Here is a 22,972-nt window from a genome sequence, read left to right as displayed (position 1 = left end):
GCATGTGATTCGTGGGCGTGCGTACCTGGATCGAGGGCTGGCCGGTCTACCGGCAGCTGACCGGGACCGACCCGCTCGGGCGCGGGGCCGCAGCCATGTCACCGCGCTCGGCGGCGCTGACCGCGCGCACCGAGACCGCCGATTCGATGGCCCGCTCCGTCTGCCCGTACTGTGCCGTCGGCTGCGGCCAGCGCGTCTTCGTCAAGGACGGCCGCGTCAGCCAGATCGAGGGTGATCCGGACAGCCCGATCTCCCGTGGCCGCCTGTGCCCGAAAGGCTCCGCGAGCAAGAACCTGGTGACCAGCGAGCTGCGGCAGACGACGGTGCGGTACCGCCGGCCGTACAGCCGCGAGTGGGAGGATCTCGACCTCGCCACCGCGCTTGACATGATCGCCGACCGGGTCATCGCCGCACGCGAGGCGACCTGGGAGGACTCCGACGACGAGGGCCGGCCACTGCACCGTACCCTCGGCATCTCCAGCCTCGGCGGCGCGACGCTGGACAACGAGGAGAACTACCTCATCAAGAAGTTGTTCACCGCGTTGGGCGCGCTGCAGATCGAGAATCAGGCGCGCATTTGACACTCCTCCACCGTCCCCGGTCTGGGGACCAGCTTCGGTCGCGGTGGCGCCACCACGTTCCAGCAGGACATCGCCAACGCTGACTGCGTCATCATCCAGGGCTCCAACATGGCCGAGGCCCACCCGGTGGGCTTCCAGTGGGTCATGGAGGCGAAGGAGCGTGGGGCGAAGGTCATCCACGTCGACCCGCGGTTCACGCGTACCAGTGCCCTGGCCGACCTGTACGTGCCGATCCGCGCCGGTACCGACATCGCGTTCCTCGGCGGGATCGTCCGCCACATTTTGGAGAACGAACTCGACTTCCGGGAGTACGTGGTCGCCTACACCAACGCGGCCACCATCGTCAGCGAGGAGTTCCGCGACACCGAGGACCTCGACGGGCTGTTCTCCGGGTACGACCCGACGACCGGCACGTACAACCCGGAGAGCTGGCAGTACGCGGGGCAGGAACACGACGGAGTCCGGTTCGACACCAGCACGGAACGGGAGACCGCCGGCGGACTGCAGCACGAGTCGCACGGGCACCCGGTGCAGGGCCGCCCGGAGCGGGACGAGACGCTGCGGCACCCGCGGTGCGTGTACCAGATCCTCAAGCGGCACTACGCGCGCTACACGCCCGAGATGGTCGAGCGGACCTGCGGCATCCCGGCGGACAAGTTCGAGGAGGTCGCCCGCGCCTGGACGGAGAACTCCGGTCGGGAACGCACCTCCGCGCTGATCTACTCGGTGGGTTGGACGCAGCACACCGTCGGCGTGCAGTACATCCGCACGGGGGCGATCATCCAGCTGCTGCTGGGCAACATGGGGCGCCCCGGCGGCGGGATCCTGGCACTGCGCGGGCACGCCAGCATCCAGGGCTCCACCGACGTACCGACGCTGTTCAACCTGCTGCCCGGGTACCTGCCGATGCCGCTGGTCAAGCACACCACGTTCACGGAGTGGGTGGAGAGCATCCGCCACCCGGAGCAGAAGGGCTTCTGGAACAACGCGCGCGCGTACAGCGCCAGCCTGCTCAAGGCGTACTGGGGCGACGCGGCGAGGCCGGACAACGACTTCTGCTACGACTACCTGCCGCGGATGACCGGCGACCACGGCACGTACCGCCAGGTTCTCGACATGATCGACGGCAAGGTCAAGGGGTACTTCCTGCTCGGGCAGAACCCGGCGGTCGGCTCCGCGCACGGCAAGCTGCAGCGGCTGGGCATGGCCAACCTCGACTGGCTCGTGGTGCGTGACCTTTTCATGATCGAGAGCGCCACGTTCTGGAAGAACAGCCCGGAGATCGAGACCGGCGAGATCGTGCCGGAGGAGTGCCGTACCGAGGTGTTCTTCCTGCCGGCCGCGTCGCACGTGGAGAAGGAAGGCACGTTCACCCAGACCCAGCGGCTGTTGCAGTGGCGGGAGAAGGCCCTCGACCCGCCCGGCGACTGCCGTTCCGAGCTGTGGTTCTTCTACCACCTGGGCCGGGTCATCCGGCAGAAGCTGGCCGGCTCGACCCTGTCGCGCGACCGCGCCATCCTCGACCTGGCCTGGGACTACCCGACGCACGGCCGGGACGACGAGCCGAGCGCGGAGGCGGTGCTGTTCGAAATCAACGGGTACGAGGTGGCCACCCGCCGCCCGCTGTCCGCGTTCACCCAGTTGCGCGACGACGGCTCGACCGTGGGCGGCTGCTGGATCTACTGCGGGGTCTACGCCGACGGCGTCAACCAGGCGGCGCGGCGCAAACCCGGCCGGGAACAGAGCTGGGTCGCGCCCGAGTGGGGCTGGTCGTGGCCGGCCAACCGGCGCATCCTCTACAACCGCGCGTCCGCCGACCCGGAGGGCCGGCCGTGGAGCGAGCGCAAGGCATACACCCGGTGGGATCCGGACAAGGGCGAGTGGACCGGTCCGGACGTGCCCGACTTCGAGAAGACGAAGCCCCCGTCGTACCGGCCGCCGGCGGACGCGACCGGTGTCGAGGCACTCTCCGGAATCGATCCGTTCATTATGCAGGGCGACGGGAAGGGCTGGCTGTACGTGCCCTCAGGGCTGATCGACGGGCCGATGCCCACGCACTACGAGCCGGCCGAGTCGCCGGTGCGCAACCCGTTGCACGGCCAGCAGGCCAACCCGACCCGCAGGACGTACCGGCGGCCGGCGAACCCGACCAACCCGAGCCCGCCCGAGCCGCACAGCGACGTGTTCCCGTACGTGTTCAGCGTCAGCCGGCTCACCGAGCACCACACGGCCGGCGGCATGAGCCGCACCGTGAAGTACCTGGCCGAACTGCAACCGGAGATGTTCGTCGAGGTATCGCCGGAACTCGCGGCCGAGCGGGGACTGGTCCACCTGGACTACGCGCACGTGGTCACCTCGCGGGCCGCGATCGAGGCACGGGTACTCGTCACCGACCGGCTCACCCCGCTGTGGGTCGAGGACCGCGTGATTCACCAGATCTGGCTGCCCTACCACTGGGGAGGCGAGGGCCTGGCCACCGGTGACTCGGCCAACGACCTGTTCGGCATCACCCTCGACCCCAACGTGCTGATCCAGGAGAGCAAGGTGGGCACGTGCGACATCAGGCCGGGTCGGCGGCCGGTCGGCAAGGCGCTGCTGGACTACGTGGCCGACTACCGTCGCCGGGCCGGGCTGACCGGCGACCACCGGACGCCGATCCTGACCACCGACGCCGTCGAGCGGGAGAAACCATGAACAGGCTGTACGGGCCGCTCGACCCGGCGCCGGACGCGGGATATCAGGACCCTCCCGCCCGGATGGGATTCTTCACCGACACGAGCATCTGCATCGGCTGCAAGGCGTGCGAGGTGGCGTGCAAGGAGTGGAACGGGGTACCCGGCCACGAGCTGACCATGCTCGGCATGTCGTTCGACAACACCGGAGCCTTGACCGCCAACTCGTGGCGCCATGTCGCGTTCGTCGAGCAGCCGGTACCGGCCGGCCGCCAGACCCCGGCGTTCGCGGGTACGCCGACCGGCCCCACGATCGCCCCGGCGGCTGCGGCCGACGCGGTGACCACCACCACCGACACAGGCACCGAGCCCGGCCTGGATCCCGGCCGACATCCGGACTCCGCCGCGCGAATGGCCGCCGGACCCGAGTTCCTCGGCATGCCCGCGTCCGAGTTGCCCGGCAGGCAACCGGGGCGCGAAGAACGCACGGACCTTCGCTGGCTGATGATGTCCGACGTGTGCAAGCACTGCACGCACGCCGCCTGCCTCGACGTGTGCCCGACCGGAGCGCTGTTCCGCACCGAGTTCGGTACCGTCGTGGTTCAGGAGGACATCTGCAACGGCTGCGGGTACTGCATCCCGGCATGCCCGTACGGTGTCATCGACCAGCGCAAGACCGACGGCCGCGCGTGGAAGTGCACGCTGTGCTACGACCGGATCGGCGACGGGATGACCCCGGCCTGCGCGCAGGCATGCCCCACGCAGTCCATCCAGTTCGGGCCGCTCGACGAACTGCGCGAGCGGGCGGCCCGGCGGGTCGAACGATTGCACGCGGCGGGCGAGACGACCGCGCGACTGTACGGCCACGACCCGGAGGACGGCGTCGGCGGCGACGGCGCGTTCTTCCTGCTGCTCGACGAGCCCGAGGTGTACGGGCTGCCGCCGGATCCGGTGGTGACCACCAGAGACCTGCCGGACATGTGGAAGCGGGCGGGTGTCGCGGCGCTGGCCATGGCGGCCGCGGTCGCCGTGGCGTTCCTCGGGAGGCCGGCGTGAGCGCGGGGGAGACGGACGGCGGTCACGCCGGCCGGGAGCCAGGCGGTCACGCCGGCCAGGAGTCGGGCGGGCGGTTGCCGGTGGGCGTCCGCTTCCGGGAGTACCAGGCGCGGCGCGGCCGGGGCGACGGGCCGCCGGCGGACGAGCCGGGCCGGGAGTTCCGCTCCTACTACGGCCGGCCGATCCTCAAGGCGCCGGTGTGGAAGCGCGACATCCCCGCGTACTTCTTCACTGGTGGCCTCGCGGCCGGCTCGTCGATGCTCGCCGCCGGAGCCGACCTGACCGGCCGGCCGGCGATGCGCCGCGCGACCCGGCTGGCGTCCCTGGCCGCGATGGGCGCCAGCACCTACTTCCTGATCCACGACCTCGGGCGCCCGAACCGGTTCCACCACATGCTCCGGATAGCCAAGCCGACCTCGCCGATGTCGATGGGCACCTGGATCCTGGCCCTGTTCGGCCCGGCGTCCGGGATCGCCGCGGTCGCCGAGGTGGCGCCGGCGCTTCCCCGGCGCGGCGTACTCGGGCTGGCTCGCCGCGCGCTCCCGGTGGCCGGTACCACCGCCGGGTACCTGGCCGCGGCGGTGGCGCCCGCGGTCGCCACGTACACCGCCGTACTGATCGCCGACACCGCGGTACCGTCCTGGCACGAGGCGTACCCGCAACTGCCCTTCGTCTTCGCGGGCAGCGCGCTGGCCAGTGCCTCGGGTGTCGCGCTGCTCGCGGCACCGCTGGCCGAGACCGGTCCGGCCAGCCGGCTCGCGGTGGCCGGGGCGGCGATGGAGTTGGTGGCGTCGCATCGCGTGGAGAACGCGATGGGGATTGTCAGCGAGCCGTACCGGCAGGGGCGCGCCGGGCGCCTGCTGCGGGCGGCGCGTGGCCTGACGGTGGCCGGCGCGGCGGGAGCGGTGCTGGGCCGGCGCAGCCGGCTGGTCTCGGCGTTGTCGGGCGCCGCTCTGGTGGCCGCGGCGGCGCTGACCCGCTTCGGCGTCTTCGAGGGCGGGGTCGCGTCGGCGAAGGACCCGAAATACACGGTGGTACCGCAGCGGCAACGCGTCGAGGAATCGACCGGGGCACGTTGACCCGGCGGACCGGCCACACCCTCGTGACTTGCCACGAACCACCTTCGTGTCGGTCCTCCCGGCCGCGAGAGCGTCACGAGGGGCGCTTGACGGGGGCGCTTGACGAGACGGCATGATGCCTGACTAAAGTCAGGTTATGCATTCGGACCTTGTCGCCTCGGTACGGCGGTTCAACCGGACGGTCACCCAACGCGTGGGTGCGCTCGACGACGAGTACATGGCCCGCGGTCGCCCCCTCGCGCAGGCACGCCTGCTGTGGGAAATCGGCCCCGACGGTGCCGAGGTCGCCGCGGTGCGCGCTCGGCTCGGGCTGGACTCGGGGTACCTGAGCCGGTTGCTGCGCAACCTCGAGAACGACGGGCTCGTCACCGTCGGGCCGGACGACCAGCTCGGCGGCGACGGGAGGGTGAGGGTGGCCGCGCTGACCGAGTCCGGCCGGGCGGAGTGGACTGAGCTGGACAAGCGCTCCGACGAACTCGCCTGGTCGATCCTCGAACCGCTCACCGCGCAGCGCCGGCAGCGGCTCACTTCGGCGATGGCCGAGGTCGAGCGGCTGCTCGTCGCGTCGATGGTGGTGATCGAGCCGTGCTCGCCGAACGATCCGCGGGCGCGTGCGTGCCTGCGGGCCTATGCGCGCGACGTCGCGCGGCGGTTCGACGACGGGTTCGATCCCGCGCTGAGCACACCGGTCCGCGATGAACAGCTCATCCCGCCGGCGGGTGTGTTCTTGCTCGCCACTCTCAACTCCGAACCCGTCGGTTGCGGCGCGGTCAAGCTCCACCCCGGGACGCCGGCCGAGATCAAGCGGGTCTGGGTCGCCGACACGGTACGCGGGCTCGGGGTCGGCCGGCGGATGCTCGGCGAGCTGGAAGAGTATGCCGCCGAACGAGGCTGGACCGCCATACGGCTGGACACGAACCGCAACCTGACCGAGGCGATCGCCATGTATCGCTCGGCCGGCTACCGCGAGATCGAGCGGTACAACACCGAGCATTACGCCCACCACTGGTTCGAGAAGCGGCTCCGGCCGCCACGGACCTCCGGCAGTCGTGGCCACAGTGACAACTGACCAACTCACGTGCCGGGCGGATTGTGTGGTGCGTCCGGTTCGTACGCCTGAGCGGGGCAGGCCCGGTACGATGTGCGTCGTGGCGGCACAGGGGGCCCCACGATCTATTTTGCTGGGGATGTGGCGATGACCGCGGAAGCTGTTGCACCCGCATGGATGCATGAACTGGTGACCGCCGAGCAGTATGACTCGTGGTCCGCGGAGCAGTCTGCCGGGGTCGAGATCGTGGATGGGATGGTTGTGGTGAGCCCAAGCCCGTCCAAGCGACACAACCGGATCGCGAAGACGCTCGCGGTTGCCCTGGAAGCGGCAGCCGGTGACGGGTGGAATGCCGACGTCGACTTTGACCTCAGGCTTCAGGATGTACCGCTACTCAACCGGCGTCCTGATGTGATCGTCTATCGGGCGGACACGCTGGACATCACACCCACCCGGCCGGAGCACGTTCTCATGGTTGCCGAGGTTGTTTCCCCCGGATCCGAGACCACCGACCGCGTTGTCAAGCTTGATCAATACGCCAAGGCGGGCATCCAGTTTTACTGGCGGATCGAGCAGGCGCTCACCGGCATGCCGATCGTCCACACCTACGTCCTCGACATGGCGAGTGTGAAATACCGCGATGCCGAGGTCTTCACCGGGTTGGTGAAGGCGACCGCGCCGTTCCCGGTCACCATCGACCTCTCGAGGATCTGAATCGCCATCCGGCCGAGGCGAAGGCCGGTCGGTAATGCGATCATGGTCGGATGGCGGAACGCGTCATCCTCGTAAACGGGCTGCCCGGATCGGGAAAGACCACCCTCGCGACTCGCCTGGGTCCCGCTCTGAACGTACCGGTGATATCGAAGGACGCCCTGAAGGAAGCGCTGTTGTCGGCGGTGCCCACCGCTAGGCCGGATGGCCTCGGCGCCATCGCCATGGAGGCGGCGTGGAGCTTGACCGCCGGCATCGCGGGCACAGTCCTGCTGGAGTCGTGGTGGTTCCGGCCACGCGATCTGGCGTTCACGACGGCCGCTTGGCGCCGGTGCGGCGAGCCCGCGCTGGTGGAGGTGTGGTGCGAGGTACCGGCCGAGGTCGCCCGAGGCCGGTACGCCGCTCGGGTCAGGCATTCGATGTACGAGGACGCACGCCACCTGGCCACCTCGTGGGACGACTGGGCGGCTCGTGCCGAGCCGTTGGGCATCGGGGAGGTGGTGCGTGTGGACACGTCTACCGAGGTTGAGATCACCGCCGTCGTGCGCGAGCTGCTGACCCGGAAGACGGAAGGGTAGGCGCCCCCGCGACACCGTCCACAGTGGAGGACCGACCGATCCGGCGGCGGCCGTCGGGCAGGCGGTGGGTCGCGCCACGGCGGTCGAGCATCTCCAGCAGTGGTACGGCGACCCGCCGGGTGGTGGCCAGCGCCTGCCGGGCATCGGTGAGGGCGAACGGTTGAGGCAGCCGGGACAGTACCGTCATCGCCTCCTCCGGCGCGTCGGGCAGCAGCACGACGCCGTCCGCGATGCGCAGCAGAGCGTCGGCGCGTACCGCCGCGGCCAACTCCCGCGGGCCGAGCCCGAGCGCGGCGAGCCGGCCCGCGTCCGGAGCGCGGAACGGCTCACTGCGCAGGTCGGCACGAAGCCGGGCGACCGCCCGGGCGACGGGCTCGGGCAGCACCCCGTCCTGCCCGGCGACGACGATCCGACCGTCACGGGCGAACAGCGGCGGCGCCACGAGCGCGTCCACCAGGGCGCGGTCGGGCAGTCCCAGGGCGTGCCGCAGCGCCTCGACCGGCATGCCGGGATCGAGCGGATGCTCCCTTGCGTGGCGGGCGACCTGCTCGGCGAGGCGGTCGCGCAGCGCGGCCCAGTGCTCCGGGTCGGCCAGCCAGTCGCCGGCCACCGGCGTGGCGGACACGGCGATGCCCATCCGCTCGAGGTCTTCCCGGCGCGCCAGGCCCCGCCGGCGCAGGGCGTCCCGTTCGGACGCGGTACCGTCCAGTGTGGACAGTGTGACCGCGCGGGCGGCTGCCGCGCCACGGCGCCGCAGGGGTGGCGGGTCCACGTCGAGGACCACCGCGCCACCGGCCACGCGATGACGGCCGGGATCGTGGATGCCGGGATCGTGGGTGCCGGGGTGGTGGCGGCCGGGATCGCGCAGCAGCGCCCGGTCGCCGACCCGCAACGGGAGCGCCGCGGCCAGCCGCAGCCGGGCGGTGTCGGCGCCCAGCGGCCGTACCCGGGCGGTGACGGCCGCCGAGCCGAGGTGAAGGGTCACCTCCGCCGGCAACGAGGACACCGGATCGCCGGACAGCCGCACGTCCACGAGAGCGGTGAGGTGGAACCGGCCCGGCGTGACGAGGGCGTGTCCGCGGCGTACTCCGTCCCGGTCGACGCCGCGCAGGTTTACCGCGACCCGGGCGACGGCGTTCACCTCCGACGCCGGGGTGCCGAGCGCCTGCAGGCCGCGTACCCGAACCTTGCGACCGGTCCGGCTCGGTCCGTCTGGCGCCGCGCCACGACCCAGACCAGTCGTCCGACCGCCCCGGCCCGGCGCGTCTGGCACCGAAGCGCCGACAAGTTCCAACTCGTCGCCCGTGCGCAGCCGCCCGGCGCCGAGGGTACCGGTGACCACGGTGCCGCTACCCCGGATGGCGAACGACCGGTCGACCCACAGCCGAACCGGAGCCGACCGGTCGGGTACCGGCAGCCACGTGGCCAGCCGGTCGAGCGCCGCCCGCAGGTCATCCAGCCCGGCGCCGGTCGCGGCGCTGACCGCCACGGTCTCGACACCGCTCAGCGACGTTCCGGCGAACTCGGCCCGCGCCTGGGCTGCCGCCCGCGCCGGATCGGACAGGTCGCACCGGGTGAGCACGAGCAGCCCGTGCGCCACCCCGAGGGCGTCGAGCGCGGCGAGGTGCTCCGCCGACTGGGGCATCCAGCCCTCGTCGGCCGCCACCACGAACAGCGCCGCGGGTACCGGGCCGACGCCGGCCAGCATGTTGGGCACGAACCGCTCGTGACCCGGCACGTCCACGAACGCCACCGGTTCGCCCGACGTGAGCGTGGTCCAGGCGAAGCCGAGGTCGATGGTCATGCCGCGTCGCCTTTCCTCGGCCCACCGGTCGGGCTCCATCCCGGTCAGGGCCCGGATCAGTGTGGACTTGCCGTGGTCGACGTGACCCGCCGTCGCGATCACGTGCACGTGGCTGCCCGCCGTACCGCCGAGGCCAGTACGGCGTCCAACTCCGCCGGTACGCACCGCGGGTCGAGTAGCAACCGGCCCCGCTCGATCCGGCCGACGACGGGCGGGTCGCCCGAGCGCAACGGGGCGGCCAGGCGCTCCGGCAGCGACAGCGCCCAGGAGTCGAGTTCCAGCCCGGGTGCGCCGCCGCCACCCACCACAGCCGCCGACGCGACGATTTCCGCGTCGAGGTCACCCAGCACCCGGCACAGCTCCTTCACGCGTACCCGCAGGGTCGCCGGATCGGCGCGCAGGGCGGCCCAGGTGGGGGAGCGGGGTCCGCGGAGCGTGGCTTCGAGGGCGGCGAGCGTGAGCTTGTCGACCCGCAACGCGCGGGCGAGCGGATGCCGGCGCAGGCGCTCCACCAGCTCGGCGTCGCCGAGCAGGAGGCCGGCCTGCGGTCCGCCGAGCAGCTTGTCGCCGCTCGCCGTCACCAGTGCCGCCCCGGCTCGCAGGGTCGACGCGGCGTCCGGCTCGCCGGGCAGCAGCGGGTCGGCGGCCAGCAGTCCGGAGCCGATGTCCACGACCACCGGCACGCCCAGCGTGGCCAGGTCGGCGACCGGAACGCTGGCGGTGAAGCCGCTGATGACGAAATTGGACGGGTGCACCTTGAGGACGAAGCCCGTGTCCGGGCCGACCGCCGCCGCGTAATCGGCCAGCGCGCTCCGGTTGGTCGTACCGACCTCGCGCAACCGGGCGCCGGTCGACTCCAGCAGGTCCGGCAGCCGGAACCCGTCGCCGATCTCGACCAGCTCGCCTCGGCTGACGACGATCTCCCGGCCGGCGGCGAGCGCGGTCGCGGCGAGTACGAGCGCGGCGGCGCCGTTGTTGACGACGTGAACGGCGGCAGCCTCGGGTACCGCCGCGCGCAGCGCCTGGATGGTGCCCCGCCCCCGGCGCGCCCGCCGGCCGGTCGCGAGGTCCAGTTCGACGTCGGTGTGCCCGGCCGCCGCGACCAGCGCGTCGACCGCCGCCGCGGACAGCGGCGCGCGGCCGAGGTTGGTGTGCAGCACGACGCCGGTCGCGTTGATCACCGGACGCAGGCTCGCGCACAGTCCCGGCAACGCCGCCACCGCGCTGTCCGCGACGGCCTCGGGCGTGATCTCGCCCCGGCGGGCCCGGTCCTGCGCCGCGGTGACCGCGGCCTTGACCTGCCCGGCGCCCAACGTGGCGGCGGCCGCGACCAGGCGCGCGTCGGCGAGGACGGCATCGGTACGCGGTACGCGCCGGCGCGGGTCCACGCTGACCTCCCGGAACGGCGAGCTGTGTGGCGGTAGCTGTGTGGCGGTAGTTGTCTGGCGGAGGCGGACGGGAATCGAACCCGCCTGGCCCGGATCCCGGGCCACATCGGTTTTGAAGACCGTGGAGCGCACCAGCCGCCCGAACGCCTCCGAAAGCACCCTACCCGCACGTATATCTCATTCCGGCTAATATCCGACAGGTGGGAGGCGTGCAGAGGGGAGGCGTGCTGGTGAGAGGCGTGCGGGTGGGAGACATACAGGTGAAAGACCTAACGCAGACGATCACGCGGTACCGGCTGACCCAGCACGCGCACGGCGGCGGCTGCGCCTGCAAGATCCCACCGGGCGAGCTGGAGGCGATGGTTTCCGGCCTGGTCGGCGCCTCGGCCGATCCGGCCCGGGACGTCTCGGGCCGCGCCGTCCGGGGTGTCTCGGGCCGCACGGCGATCCCGACCGGTGGCCCGACCCGTGGCCCGACCCGTGGCCCGGCCGGCGACCCCATCGGTGCCCCGACCAGTCGCCCGTCCAGCGACCCGTCCAGCGACCCGTCCAGCAGCCTGTCCGGTGGCCCGTCCGGCCCGATCGGCGACCTGATCGTCGGGCTGGACGACGGCGACGACGCCGCCGTGGTGCGCACCACGGACGGCACCGCGATCGTGGCGACCGCCGACTTCTTCACGCCCGTGGTCGACGACGCCTACGACTGGGGTCGTATCGCCGCAGCCAACGCGCTGTCCGACGTGTACGCGATGGGCGGCACGCCGCTGGTCGCCGTCAACCTCCTGGCGTGGCCGAGGGAGGTGCTGCCGCTCGACCTCGCCGCGCAGGTCCTGCGCGGCGGCCTCGACGTGGCTCGCGAGGCGGGGTGCCACGTCGCCGGTGGGCACAGCGTCGACGACCCGGAGCCCAAGTACGGCATGGCGGTCACCGGTGTCGCCGACCCGCGGCGGCTCCTGCGCAACGACGCCGGGCGCCCGGGCCTGCCGCTGACGCTCACCAAGCCGCTCGGCATCGGTGTGCTCAACAGCCGGCACAAGGCGACCGCTGAGGTGTTCCCGCAGGCGGTCGACGCGATGACGACACTCAACCGGGACGCGGCCCGGGCCGCGCTGGCCGGCGGGGCGTCGTGCGCCACCGACGTGACCGGCTTCGGGCTACTGGGTCACCTGCACAAGCTGGCGCGGGCGAGCGGCGTGACGGCGGTCATCGACGCGGCGGCGGTGCCGTACCTCGACGGGGCCCGCGCCGCCCTGGCCGCCGGATACGTCAGCGGTGGCACCCGGCGCAACCTGGACTGGGTGCGGCACCGGCTGAGCGCCGGCACGGCCGGCGAGGACGAACTGCTGCTGCTCGCCGACGCGCAGACGTCGGGCGGCCTGCTGGTCGCCGGTGAGGTGCCCGGCTATCCGGTGATCGGCGAACTGGTACCGCCCCGGGACGGCGTCACCCTCGTCGTGCGCTGAGCCGATCCTTGAGGCGGCCCGGCCTGACATGCCGCGAGTCTTCACCTCGAACGCGGGCACCGGAATACCCGCCGTATCGTCTGCCGCATGGATGGTGGCGTCGAGGCACTCGCCGCGCTCGGTGAGAAGACGATCTGGGAGGGCTGCGCCGCGTACCGGTCGGCGCCCGGGGTCACCGTCGGGCACCGTTGGTTTCTCACCGGTTCCGGGTACGCCGGGCTGAACGGGGTGTTCCTCCCGGCCCACGGGCCGATCGATCTCGCCACCGCCTCGGCACCGTTCCGCGCCGCCGGTGTGCCGATGCTCTGGCACCTGCCCCCGGATGCGCCGAAGGAACTCGACGGGCGGCTGGCCGGGGCCGGGTACCGCTTCGAAGAGGCGGAACCGATGATGGTGTGTGACCTGAACGAGGTCGGCGCCGCCGCGATCCAGCCGGCCGGACTCACCATCCGCCGCGTCACGGACCGGCGGGACCTTGCCCGGTTCGCCGAGGTGTGGATGGGCGTCTCGACGGCCGAGGTGGTGGCGGACGTCGTCCGGCTGCGCTCGGCGAACGGATTCGGACCCCAGGCGCGATTCGAGCACCTGCTCGGCTTCGCCGAGGGCCGGCCGGTCGCCTGCGCCGCGGTCTTCCACGGATCGGCCGCCGCCGAGGTGCAGCACATCGTTACCAGTCGCGGCGAGCGGCGACGTGGCTTCGGCTCGGCGATGACGGCCGCTGCGCTCGCCGCCGTCCGGTCGCGGGGCGGCCGCACCGCGGTGCTGACGGCCTCTCCGCAGGGGGAGGGGATCTACTCCGCGCTCGGCTTCCGGGCCGTCGGCGTCGTCCGCCGGTTCGCCTGGGATCCGCCCCTCTGAGAGCGCCGCCCTGCTGAGAGCGCCGCCCTGCTGAGAGCGCCGCCCTGCTGAGAGCGCCGCCCTGCTGAGAGCGCCGCCCCTCTGAGGGATCCGCTCGCTGAGGGGCGCGACCGGCAGGCCCGGACTGACCGGCCGGGACTGACCGGCCGGGACTGACCGGCCCGGACCGGCCGGCCCGGACCGGCCGGGACCTCAGACGTCGATGAGTTCCACGGTCACCGTCGCCGTGTCGCCCACGTCGAGGGCTTCGGCCTTGCGGACCGGGCGCTTGACGGGCAGGACATAGCTGCCGTTTCCGCCGCCCGGGAAGATCGAGGTCGTCCAGTTGCTGCCTCCGATCGTGACCCGGACCCGCAGCGAACCGAACCCACGACGCACCCCGCCGGCCAGGTCACGGATCTCGTCGGACGCGTCGACGGGCAGGCTCACGAAGGCCCAGCTGTCGGCACGCCGGGCATCCCAGCGCCACAGCTGCGCATCAAAGACGACGACCACGAGCGCAGTCTCACACGCGGGTCCGACGATTTCCGCCGTAACCCGGTGGCCGCGGCAAACCGGGCCCGGAAACACGCGCCGGTCCGGGGAATGCCGGTCTGGGGATTATCGGTCCGCGGATTGCTGTCGGCCGGGCCGGTCGTCGTGCGCCGGTGGGCGGTAGCGCACGCGCTTCCGGTCGACGGCCAGGGTCACGGCCGCGGACGCCACGATGGCGACAGCGCCGGCTACCCAGAGAATCAGCGGCAGCCAGCTCCGCACCGACGGAACGTTCAGATGCATCCGGTACACGACCCCGACGACCACCACCGACGGCAGGACGGAGGCCAGATAGTTGGTACGGCTGTAGCCGAGCCGGATGAGCAGCGGGAACTGGATCGCGACGTTGAGGGCGAACAACGCCCAGGACAGCGTCAGCACCGTCACCAGGGTGCGACCGTCGAACGGCACGTGCTGCGCCCGCGCGAACAGAACCGCCAGCGGAGCACCCACGGTGGCGGTGGCGAGGAAACACGCGAGGGCCCAGGCATAGTGCCCGAACACCACCGAGCGGCGGGACAGCGGCAGGACGGCGTACAGGGTCTCCAGGTTCGCCTTGTCGGCGATGTTGAACGGGTTGGCGGTGAGCGTCGAGGTGAACAGCAGAACGAGCACCGGAAGGAGCACGGTGGGCTTGTTGGCGAACAGCAGGATCTCGGCGCCGAAGATCAGGAGGCCCTGGCTGCTGTATGGCGCGACGGTACGCAGGTCCAACATGGCCATGCGTGCGATGGCGGTCATGCGATCCCCTTGGTGGACATCGAAGAATCGGGCTCGTGCCGGCTGGCGCCATGATCGGGCCCGGCGCCATGGTCGGGCCCGGCGCCATGGTGGGGTTCGGCGGCGGGGTGGGGGTCGGCGTCACGGTGTGATTCGGCGCCAGGATCCGGGCTTCGCCGGGGAACGCGGGCTCCGACGTGGACGGCGATCTCCTCGAGGGTGGGAGCCTCGATGAGGACATTCCCGCCGAGGAGGTCGGCTTCCTCGGTGCGTACCAGAGCCTGCGCCCCGGTCGATGTCCGCCGCACACCGATCAGCTGGACGCCGACGGCTCCGCTCAGGTCGTCCGGGCCGCCGCGCACGACCCGGTACGCGTCCAGGAGTTCGTCCTTGGTGCCGGTCCGCACGATGCGACCGTCGTGGATGAGCGTCACGTAGTCGCCGATGCGGTCCAGATCGGCGGTGATGTGCGTGGAGAACAGGACGCTGCGTCCCTCGTCGAGGAGAAAGTCCCCGATGATGCCGACGAGTTCGTCCCGTGCGACCGGGTCCAGGCCGCTGGTCGGCTCGTCGAAGACGAGCAGTCGTGCATGGTGCGACAGAGCCACGGCAATCATCAGTTTCATCGACATGCCACGGGACAGGTCTTTCACCTTGGCCCGCAGGTCGAGGCCGAACTCGTCGAGCAACTGGCGGTAGCGCACACCGTCCCAGCGCTCGTAGAACGGACGAAGCGTCCGCTCGACCTGGACCAGCCGCCAGTCACCCACCAGGTGCGCGTGGTCGAACACCACCCCGACGTCCTGGCGCAGGTCGACCGGCCCGGGTAGCCGGTGGCCGAGCAGTTCGATCTCGCCGGTGTCGATCGGGCGCATGCCCAGCAGGCAGCGGATCGTCGTTGTCTTGCCGGCGCCGTTGGCGCCTATCAGGCCCATGACGTAGCCCGTCGGCAGTTCGAAGCTCACATCCCGCAACGCGAAGGTGCCGCTCACCGCGGTACCCACGCCGCGCAGAGCAAACGCGAGGTCGCTGCGCACTGATAGATCCCTTCTGACCTCAGGCGTGCTTGTCGGTCGTGGCTCTGTCATCGGACGGCACCGCTGTCGGACGGCACACCGCTACCAGCGTCGTGTCGCTCGGCTTGGATGAGACCGTCCAGGATCTGGATGAGATCGTCACGCTGGAGGCCGGCCCGTCGGGCGGCGTCGAGCGCGGTCTGCAGCCCGTCTTCCACCTGGCGCAGCAACTGCTCCCGGACGAGCGCCGAGTCCAACGGCAGGACGTAGGCGCCCTTGCCGGGGACCGTGGCGATGAAGCCTTCCGCGGCCAACTCGGTGTAGGCGCGGGTGGTGGTGATGATGCTGATTCGCAGGTCACGTGCGAGCGCGCGGACGGAGGGCAGCGCATCGCCCTCGGCGAGTTCGCCGGACAGGATGGCCGTCCCCACCTGCTCCTTGATCTGCTGGTAGAGCGGCACGCCACTGCTGTTGGACAACACCACTCGCACGACGATCCTCCGACATCCGGCCCGTTCCTCTGCCTGTCCGTTCCTACCCGACTGTACATGGACAGTATATACAGACGGCACGGTAGTGGCGCAGCCTGCGGGCCCGTCACGACGCCGGGCCTGTCACGACGCCGGGGGCCTGCCGACATGGCAGACCCCCGGTGCGAACAGCGGTGACTCAGTGGGCCGGCAACTGCGCGTACGACGGCCGGGCGGTCATCTGCGCGGCGCTGACCGCCTTGGCCGGGCCCTGGTAGATCATGTTCGCGATGACGAGCCAGTCCACCTTGGTCCAGGCCCGGAAGTTGAGGTCGGTTCCGGCGATGGTCGCCTGTCCGTTGCCGACCCTGAAGGTGGCGATGTTCGATGCACCCTTCAGCGCGTCGGAGCCCTGCTCGTAGCCGCTGGCGAGCAGCGTGGACGAGTCATCCGGGTACGACGACGCGATCTGCGCGTTGGTGGTGTCGGTGATCTTCCATGCCGGGTTGTTGTCGTACCAGACCGGCCAGTTCGCCGGCATGCCCCACGCCGCGGGGACGGTCGGATCGTAGGTCGTGCGCAGGTCGGATCCGGGTACGTTCACCGCGGACGTCCGGACGTTCTGCATCGGGAGTCCGAGCAGTTGCTGCGCCGTGGTCGAGGCGCTGCCCAGGGCGATCAGGTTGCCGCCATGGGTGACGAAGTCGTGCAGCTGGGTCCAGCCGGTGGTGCCGACGCCGCCGGCCCAGGCCCACTCGGCCGGGTAGTTGGCGGTGTTCAGACCGTTCTGGATGGTGCTCTGGGAGACTCCGTCGCCCATGACGACGGTGTCGAACTCGTCGCCGAGGTGCGCGTAGTCGTCGTGGGTGACGGGCTTCCAGTTGATGTGGTACTGGTCCAGCATGTACTCCAGCCAGCCGCCCGGCTGCTGGTTCACGCCGCGGATCAGCCCGACGCGGGTACCCGGCTTGAGTTCGAAGCCTTGCACCGCCGGGGTCTGGTCGGTGGCGTAGACCGGGATGCCGGTCGAGGTGGCCGCGGTCTGCAGGACCGTACGCGCCTGGTTGGACGGCGGAATCACGATGGTACCCGCGGCGAAGGTGCGTCCGGCCGCGCTGAACTGCTGGGCCGCCCGGAAGGTCTGCAGGTTCGCCTTCTGGAGGGCGGACAGGAACGACGCGATTCCGTAGGAGTTCGGGTCGACGAGGTAGGCGCCGGTCGACGACGGCGTCGCCGGCACGGTCACCTTCGGCACGGTGACGCCGTGCAGCATCCGCAGCGGGGCGGTGAACGAGTCCGTCACCGGCTGGACGTCGACACCGAGCTGCATCGGCAGGTTGTCGGTCATCTCGCTGTACGGCATGATCAGCGGACACGTGGAGCACGCCCGCACGTTCGGGTACACGTCGGTGTTGAGGATCTCGTTGGCGAAGCGGCCGAGCGGCTGCTGCACCTTGATCACCCACGATCCGGCCGGGTAGGTCTTCCCGTTCGCCGCGAACGACGCGGTGGCCTGCTGGATTTCGACCTGGCTGAAGTCGAGGATGCTCAGCAGTTGGTAGACCGCGTAGGGATCCCGCTGGCCGGCCGGAACGACGTAGGCGTAGGGGCCGCCGGTCCAGTGCATGCCGTCGTTGGCCACCTGGTAGAGGTTGTTGTACAGGTAGCTCTGCGGGTCCCTCGCGACCGCGTCGACCGCGCCGTAGAGCGCGTCGTCGGTGTACTTCACGGCCTGCTCGAAGGTCCAGGTCGTCTGGGTGTACGGGTTGGGGCAGTCCATGCTGTTGGCCTGGCTGCTGACCGGACCGCACGCGAGCGGTTGCCCGTTCGAACTGGTCACCGGGTACACGAGATTGTTGAGCTGGGCGATCTCGTTGATCAGGATCGACGATCCGGTGTACGAGTCGCGGTCGGCGACATCCGCGCTCCAGAAGACCCCGTACGAGTTGCCGTGACCGATGCCGGTGTCACCGGCGGCGGTCAGCGCCTCGGCCTGGGTGAACCCGAGCTTGCCCGCGGTCTCGATGGTGTTCGGATCGATCCCGTTTCCGAGCGGCTCGGCGTACGGCGGAACGTACAGCCGGGGCGCGTTGAGCGCGTCCTGGTGGATGAGTTCCTGGTACACCGGGTGGTACATCTCGAACAGCTTCTCCCGGGCGCGGGACTCGGGCAGGTTGAACTGGTACCAATCGCGGTTGTCGTCGTGTCCCGCGTAGTGGCTGTACAGGTCGGGGTAGATGCGGCTGAGGCTGGTGTCCGCCGTCTGGTTGAAGTAGTCGTTGACGAGGATCTGCCCGTCCGGATTCTGCGACGGTACGAACAGCATCACCGCGTTGTTCAGCACCCGGTCCGTGAAGTCGGACTTCTCCGTCGCCAGCCGGTAGATGGCGTTCACGATCGCCGGGGTGCCGACCTCTTCGGTGGAGTGGATCGTCCCCTCGACGTAGACGACCGGGACGGTCTTCTTCGCCAGTGCCTGCGCGTCCTTGGCGGACAGTCCGCGCGAGTCTGACAGCCGCGCGTTGTCGGCCATGATCTGCTTGATGTGACTGAGGTTCTGCGCCGAACTCACCAGGACGTACGGGTAGTCGTTGCCCAACGACGTCTTGGCGAAGTTCGTGTACGTCACGAGGTTCGACCGGTCGCCGAGCAGGTGCAGGTAGCCGGTGACCTGGTTCCAGGTCTGGAGCTTTCCTGACGTACCCATGTCGAAACCGAAGTACTGCTTGGGTGACGGGATGCTGCCACTCTTCGTGGCCGCGACTGTCGTCTGGTGCGCCGGGCCCGAGGGTGCGGCCATGAACAGGGCGGCCAGGGCGCTGACCACGCCCAGCGGGACGATCGCCGGAAAACGACGCGGGACCGAGCCCAGATTACGGTGACGGAACACTTCTCCTCCTCCTGTCGAAGTGACTCGTGCTGTGGCTTGCGACGAATGAGCACGGGTTACCGGGAAGGAGGAGCGCGGGCTGCGCCTGAGCGGAGCCGGAGCCGCCGTTTGGCGGAGGCGAGTACAGGCCGGGTGTTAGCGCCTGAGCGGAGCCGGAGCCGCCGTTTGGCGGAGGCGAGTACAGGCCGGGTGTTAGGGCCTGAGCGGAGCCGGAGCCGCCTTTTGGCGGAGGCGACCGCCATCAGGAAGTGGGATGGATTCTCACCCGCGGGTCCGCGGCGGTCGGGGAGTGAGGGGGCAGGACGAATCGAACGGACCCAGGTCTCACGCGCCGACCTCTCTGTCGCCGGCCCATCTTCGCCGGCTGCTGCCGCACGGATCGACCGATCGACATCTAGGGATCACCAGGGTGCGTAGGTGATCATCCCGGGGTTTGCCGCCGGTGTCAACGGCCCGGTAAGGAGCGCCCGACGGCACGGTCCTCTCCGCACCGGCGCGGCCCTTTCCGATGGCACGGCCCTCTTTGATGGCGTGGCCCTCTTTGATGGCGTGGCCCTCTTCGACGGCGCGGGCCGGCCGGTGACGCCGCACCGGCCGGCCCGCCGTTGGGGTTGGTGACTTTTACGAAGCCGGCGACCAGTAATCCGCGGCCATCACGAGGTAGACGAGCATCTTGATGCTCTCGCCGAAGTACCCGTCGCCGAACGGGTTGGTGGCCAGGTAGTTCCAGATGGTGTCGGTCCACGCCTGGTCACCGGCGGCCATCGCGGCCGGGCCGACCGAGTCGCCGGCCTCCTCGGCCTGATCGTCGGTGGTGTACGGGGTGCCGTCGAGCTTTGTGTGCGGGTACACCTTCTTCGGGTTGCCGCCCGAGTGACTCTTGTAGCTGTTGGACTCCTTGGTGGCGATCGCCTTGGTCACCGAGTTGCCGTACAGCAGCGCGTCGGTGCCCAGGTGCCACGGGACCCGGATCGAGTTGTACCCGACGATGTTGTCCGGCTGATCCTCCTGATAGTCGGCCGGGGCCGGCTTCGGGCTCGTGGTATTGGCGCCGACCACGAAGTCGGACAACAGGTTGGCGGTCGGGGAGTAGGCCGCGGTGAACTCCTGCGCCAGGTTCTGGGTCTTGGTGATGACCTTGTTCCAGTCGTGCGCCGTGTCGTAGGCGGCGAACGCGCGCAGGTGGTCGAGCATCCAGTCGGACGGCCGGGTGTCGGTGGTGGGTCCGTCGTCCTCACACTTGAGGTGCCCGTCGGAGGCCACGTCGGCGGAGTAGAAGTGAGCCAGCCAGTTCTTCGCGTCGGTGGTGTAGCCGCCCCACTGCTTGTCGGCCAGGATCAGCCCGTACCCGATGTCGAGGTCGCTGTCGGTCGCTCCGTCCGGCGTGCCGGAGTCGGTGTACTTGCAGGTCTTGCCGTCGAGCTGCCACTGCATCATGCCCCGGCTGTCCTCGTGGTCCTTGACCAGTTGCCACAGCCCGTCGAATTCGGTCTTGGCGTCGGCGTCGTACCCGGCCATCAGCGGCACGATGTTCATGCCGTATCCCTGGCCCTCGGAGACCGGGCCGTTGTGGGGAGCGTCGCCGTCGCCCTTGGTGGAGACGTAGTACTCGCTGGACGCGCACCCGTGCACCAGGTAGGTGGACTTCCACGAGTCGTACTGCTTCTTCACGGCGGCGTCGCGGGCGGACGGACTGGCCGAGGGCAGCACGCCGGTCTGGTACGTGACGTGGTACGGGAAGGGTCGGCTGACGGTCGCCGCCGAGGCGGTGCCGGCGAAGGCGACCATGACGGTACCGGTGCCGGCCGCGACGGCCATGACTAGGGCGACCCTGAGCTGTCTCTTCATCTGCGCTCCCGGGATGGCGTACCGCTGGCGGGTGGCCGCTGCGGCATCTATTGTTAGGTAGCCTTCCTGACCTTTCGCGGGCCAGAGTCCCCCTTCCATCGATGACTGTCAAGAGATTGCTCCGACCGGCGGTGGCTCCGACCGGCGGTGCCGCGGCACGTTCGCCGAGCGGGGCGCACTCGCCAGGCGGGCGCGTTCGCCGGGTGGGCGCGTTCGTCGGGTGGGCGCACCCGCCCCGGGCGGAGAGGCGCGCGGTGCATGCTGACCTGGCGGTGCATGCTGACCTGGGGGTGCAGGGTGGCGCCGGGTGGCGCGTTACCGCACCCGCGCCACGCCCGCCCAGATGTTGGCCCGCTCCCGCGTCGCGGTCGGGCCACCGTCCGGACGCCACTCCGACACCGGAACGATGCCGGGCTCGACCAGTTCCATGCCGTCGAAGAACCGGGAGACTTCCGCGTGGCCGCGGAACCGGAAGTCGACTCCGTGCGCGCGATTGGTGGCGGTGACCGCGGCCGTCTTCTCCGCCGGCCAGAAGTCCGCGGTGGCGTGCGAGATGACCAGGTAGCTGCCGGAGGGCATGGTCTTGACGAGGGTGTCGATGGTCGGGTACGCGATCCGGTCGTCGGTGATCAGGTGCAGCACGGCGACGAGCATCACCGCGAACGGCCGCTGGAGATCGAGCGTCTGAGTCAGCTCGGGCGCGTTGAGGATGTCGGTGACTGCGCGCAGGTCGGCGTCGATATACGCGGTCCTGCCGGCGGGCGAGCTGGTCAGCAGCGCGCGGGCATGAGTCAGCACCATCGGGTCGTTGTCGGTGTAGACCACCCGCGAATCCGGCGCGATCGCCTGCGCGACCTGGTGGGTGTTGTTCGCGGTGGGCAGCCCGGTGCCGATGTCCAGGAACTGGCGTACGCCGGCCTCGCCGGCCAGGTACCGCACCGCCCGGCCGAGGAACTGGCGGTTCATCAGCGCCGCCGTCCGGATGTCCGGAACCCGTTGTTCGAGTTCGTCGCCGTACGCGCGGTCGACCGCGAAGTTGTCCTTGCCGCCGAGCCAGTAGTCGTAGATCCGCGCCACGTGAGCCCGAGAGGTGTCGAGCGGGCTCGGATCTACCTGGGGAGTCAACGCGGGACCTCCGGTGAGGGCGGGGGACGTCCGAGCCTACCGAAATATCCGGGACGAATCATCATCGATAGCTTCGTGTCGTCCGCGAGCGCCACTCGGATCGATGCCGGTACGCGGGTATCGTCGCATGAGCGTCAGCGGGTGAGCCCGTGGCCCTCGGGTACCCCACAAGTCGGGAGGCGTTCGGATGCGATGCGAGTACCTGACCGAGGAGCAGGTCGAGCACTTCCTCCGGCGCGGGTTCGTCGTCGTCAAGGGGTGCTTCACCACGCAGGCGGCCAGGGCGTGGCTGGACACCGCGTGGGTTCGCTTCGGGTACGACCGCGACGACCCGTCCAGCTGGGCCGAGAAGCGCATCCATCTGGCTCCCCGGGAATCGGTGGACGCGCGCGAGTTCGCGCCGAAGGCGTGGCACGCCGCCATGGAGCTGCTCGGTGGCGAGGACCGCGTGCGGTTGCCGTGGAAGTGGACCGACAGCCTCATCGCCAATCTCGGGGTCGGCGGCGACCTGCCCTGGCAGCCCCCGTCGCCGAGTGTGGGCGGGTGGCACAAGGACGGCGACTTCTTCCGGCACTTCCTGGACTCGCCCGAGCAGGGACTGCTGACGTTCGTGCTGTGGACCGACATGCGGCACCGGGGCGGTGGCACGTTCGTCGCCGCCGACTCGGTACCGGTGGTGGCGCGCTTCCTCAACGAGCACCCGGAGGGCGTCCTGCCCGGCGACTTCGACTACGCGGACCTGATCGGGCAGTGCCACGACTTCGTCGAGATGACCGGCGAAGCCGGTGACGTGGTCCTGCTTCACCCGTACACGCTGCATGCCACGTCGCAGAACGTCCTCGGTGTCTCCCGGATCATCTCAAATCCGCCCGTGGGCCTTCGACAGCCGATGAGGTTCGACCGCCCGGATCCGGCGGCGTTCTCGCTCGTGGAACGCGCGGTCCTGCGCGGCCTGGGCGTCGACCGGCTGGACTTCGCGCCGACCGGGCCGCGGCAGAAGATCGAACCGAAGCGGGTACTGGACCAGCGTGCCCGTGCCCAGGCCGAACAGCAGCGGCTCGCCGCCGCGCGGGCCCGAAACGGAGGCTGACGGGCGACGCCGCACGGCGCAGACCAGCCCCGCGTGGCTTC

17 protein-coding genes, 1 tRNA gene and 1 pseudogene are annotated in these 22,972 nt (G+C 70.5%); 9 read left to right on the top strand and 10 right to left on the bottom strand.

What is annotated here, in order from left to right:
* Positions 1 to 11 precede the first annotated feature (11 nt).
* The 6 genes and pseudogenes from fdh to Raf01_RS33130 form a co-directional block, all read left to right on the top strand.
* A pseudogene (gene fdh, locus Raf01_RS33155) lies at positions 12 to 3,254 on the top strand (formate dehydrogenase); the annotation flags it as partial.
* 17 nt (positions 3,255 to 3,271) lie between these two features.
* Positions 3,272 to 4,309, top strand: a complete 1,038-nt coding sequence (locus tag Raf01_RS33150) for a 4Fe-4S dicluster domain-containing protein (protein ID WP_203922011.1) — start codon at positions 3,272 to 3,274, stop codon at positions 4,307 to 4,309.
* Positions 4,306 to 5,388 (top strand): NrfD/PsrC family molybdoenzyme membrane anchor subunit, encoded by a 1,083-nt coding sequence (nrfD, locus tag Raf01_RS33145; protein WP_203922010.1) that lies wholly within the window; start codon positions 4,306 to 4,308, stop codon positions 5,386 to 5,388. Before Raf01_RS33150 ends, nrfD begins: the two co-directional genes overlap by 4 nt.
* Positions 5,389 to 5,524: 136 nt before the next feature.
* The gene (locus Raf01_RS33140) at positions 5,525 to 6,457 is read left to right on the top strand and encodes a helix-turn-helix domain-containing GNAT family N-acetyltransferase (protein ID WP_203922009.1); all 933 of its coding nucleotides are present in this window, start codon (positions 5,525 to 5,527) and stop codon (positions 6,455 to 6,457) included.
* Between the two features lie 126 nt (positions 6,458 to 6,583).
* Positions 6,584 to 7,150, top strand: coding sequence for a Uma2 family endonuclease (locus Raf01_RS33135; RefSeq protein WP_203922008.1), 567 nt, complete (start codon positions 6,584 to 6,586; stop codon positions 7,148 to 7,150).
* A 50-nt stretch (positions 7,151 to 7,200) separates the two neighbouring features.
* On the top strand, positions 7,201 to 7,725 hold the full coding sequence (locus Raf01_RS33130; RefSeq protein WP_203922007.1) for a P-loop nucleotide/nucleoside kinase family protein: 525 nt from the start codon (positions 7,201 to 7,203) through the stop codon (positions 7,723 to 7,725).
* Here Raf01_RS33130 and selB read toward each other — a convergent pair.
* From selB to Raf01_RS33115, 3 genes are all read right to left on the bottom strand, one after another.
* Entirely contained in the window at positions 7,679 to 9,637 is a 1,959-nt protein-coding gene (gene selB / locus Raf01_RS33125) for a selenocysteine-specific translation elongation factor (RefSeq protein WP_203922051.1), read from the bottom strand. The genes Raf01_RS33130 and selB overlap by 47 nt on opposite strands.
* Complete coding sequence (selA, locus tag Raf01_RS33120) at positions 9,628 to 10,917, bottom strand: L-seryl-tRNA(Sec) selenium transferase (RefSeq protein WP_203922006.1); 1,290 nt, start codon at positions 10,915 to 10,917, stop codon at positions 9,628 to 9,630. Before selA ends, selB begins: the two co-directional genes overlap by 10 nt.
* A 55-nt stretch (positions 10,918 to 10,972) precedes the next feature.
* Positions 10,973 to 11,068 (bottom strand) — tRNA-Sec (locus tag Raf01_RS33115).
* A 109-nt stretch (positions 11,069 to 11,177) separates the two neighbouring features.
* Between Raf01_RS33115 and selD the strand changes: the two genes are divergently transcribed.
* Both selD and Raf01_RS33105 read left to right on the top strand, forming a co-directional pair.
* The gene (selD, locus tag Raf01_RS33110) at positions 11,178 to 12,380 is read left to right on the top strand and encodes a selenide, water dikinase SelD (RefSeq protein ID WP_239134140.1); all 1,203 of its coding nucleotides are present in this window, start codon (positions 11,178 to 11,180) and stop codon (positions 12,378 to 12,380) included.
* An 87-nt stretch (positions 12,381 to 12,467) separates the two neighbouring features.
* Entirely contained in the window at positions 12,468 to 13,238 is a 771-nt protein-coding gene (locus tag Raf01_RS33105; RefSeq protein ID WP_203922005.1) for a GNAT family N-acetyltransferase, read from the top strand.
* A 192-nt stretch (positions 13,239 to 13,430) separates the two neighbouring features.
* On the opposite strand, the gene Raf01_RS33100 is transcribed toward Raf01_RS33105, so the two are convergent.
* The 7 genes from Raf01_RS33100 to Raf01_RS33070 form a co-directional block, all read right to left on the bottom strand.
* Positions 13,431 to 13,733, bottom strand: a complete 303-nt coding sequence (locus Raf01_RS33100; protein ID WP_203922004.1) for a DUF1905 domain-containing protein — start codon at positions 13,731 to 13,733, stop codon at positions 13,431 to 13,433.
* A gap of 105 nt (positions 13,734 to 13,838) precedes the next feature.
* Entirely contained in the window at positions 13,839 to 14,513 is a 675-nt protein-coding gene (locus Raf01_RS33095; RefSeq protein ID WP_203922003.1) for an ABC-2 transporter permease, read from the bottom strand.
* Positions 14,510 to 15,529, bottom strand: a complete 1,020-nt coding sequence (locus tag Raf01_RS33090; protein ID WP_203922002.1) for an ABC transporter ATP-binding protein — start codon at positions 15,527 to 15,529, stop codon at positions 14,510 to 14,512. Before Raf01_RS33090 ends, Raf01_RS33095 begins: the two co-directional genes overlap by 4 nt.
* A gap of 47 nt (positions 15,530 to 15,576) precedes the next feature.
* Positions 15,577 to 15,999 carry a GntR family transcriptional regulator gene (locus Raf01_RS33085; RefSeq protein WP_203922001.1) on the bottom strand — a complete coding sequence of 141 codons (423 nt, stop codon included), beginning with the start codon at positions 15,997 to 15,999 and terminating at the stop codon, positions 15,577 to 15,579.
* A 178-nt stretch (positions 16,000 to 16,177) separates the two neighbouring features.
* A complete protein-coding gene (locus tag Raf01_RS33080; protein ID WP_203922000.1) occupies positions 16,178 to 18,868 on the bottom strand; it encodes a M14 family zinc carboxypeptidase in 2,691 nt (896 codons plus the stop codon).
* A gap of 621 nt (positions 18,869 to 19,489) precedes the next feature.
* Positions 19,490 to 20,716 carry a glycosyl hydrolase family 8 gene (locus Raf01_RS33075; RefSeq protein WP_203921999.1) on the bottom strand — a complete coding sequence of 409 codons (1,227 nt, stop codon included), beginning with the start codon at positions 20,714 to 20,716 and terminating at the stop codon, positions 19,490 to 19,492.
* A gap of 315 nt (positions 20,717 to 21,031) precedes the next feature.
* Positions 21,032 to 21,841, bottom strand: coding sequence for an SAM-dependent methyltransferase (locus Raf01_RS33070; RefSeq protein ID WP_203921998.1), 810 nt, complete (start codon positions 21,839 to 21,841; stop codon positions 21,032 to 21,034).
* A gap of 187 nt (positions 21,842 to 22,028) precedes the next feature.
* On the opposite strand from Raf01_RS33070, the gene Raf01_RS33065 reads away from it, so the two are divergent.
* Entirely contained in the window at positions 22,029 to 22,931 is a 903-nt protein-coding gene (locus tag Raf01_RS33065) for a phytanoyl-CoA dioxygenase family protein (protein WP_203921997.1), read from the top strand.
* Positions 22,932 to 22,972 lie beyond the last annotated feature (41 nt).

This window comes from Rugosimonospora africana (assembly GCF_016862975.1).
In the GTDB taxonomy this organism is placed as follows: Bacteria; Actinomycetota; Actinomycetes; order Mycobacteriales; family Micromonosporaceae; genus Rugosimonospora; species Rugosimonospora africana.
Note: the sequence above shows the minus strand (reverse complement) of the source record. Positions and strands in the feature narration are given on the sequence as shown.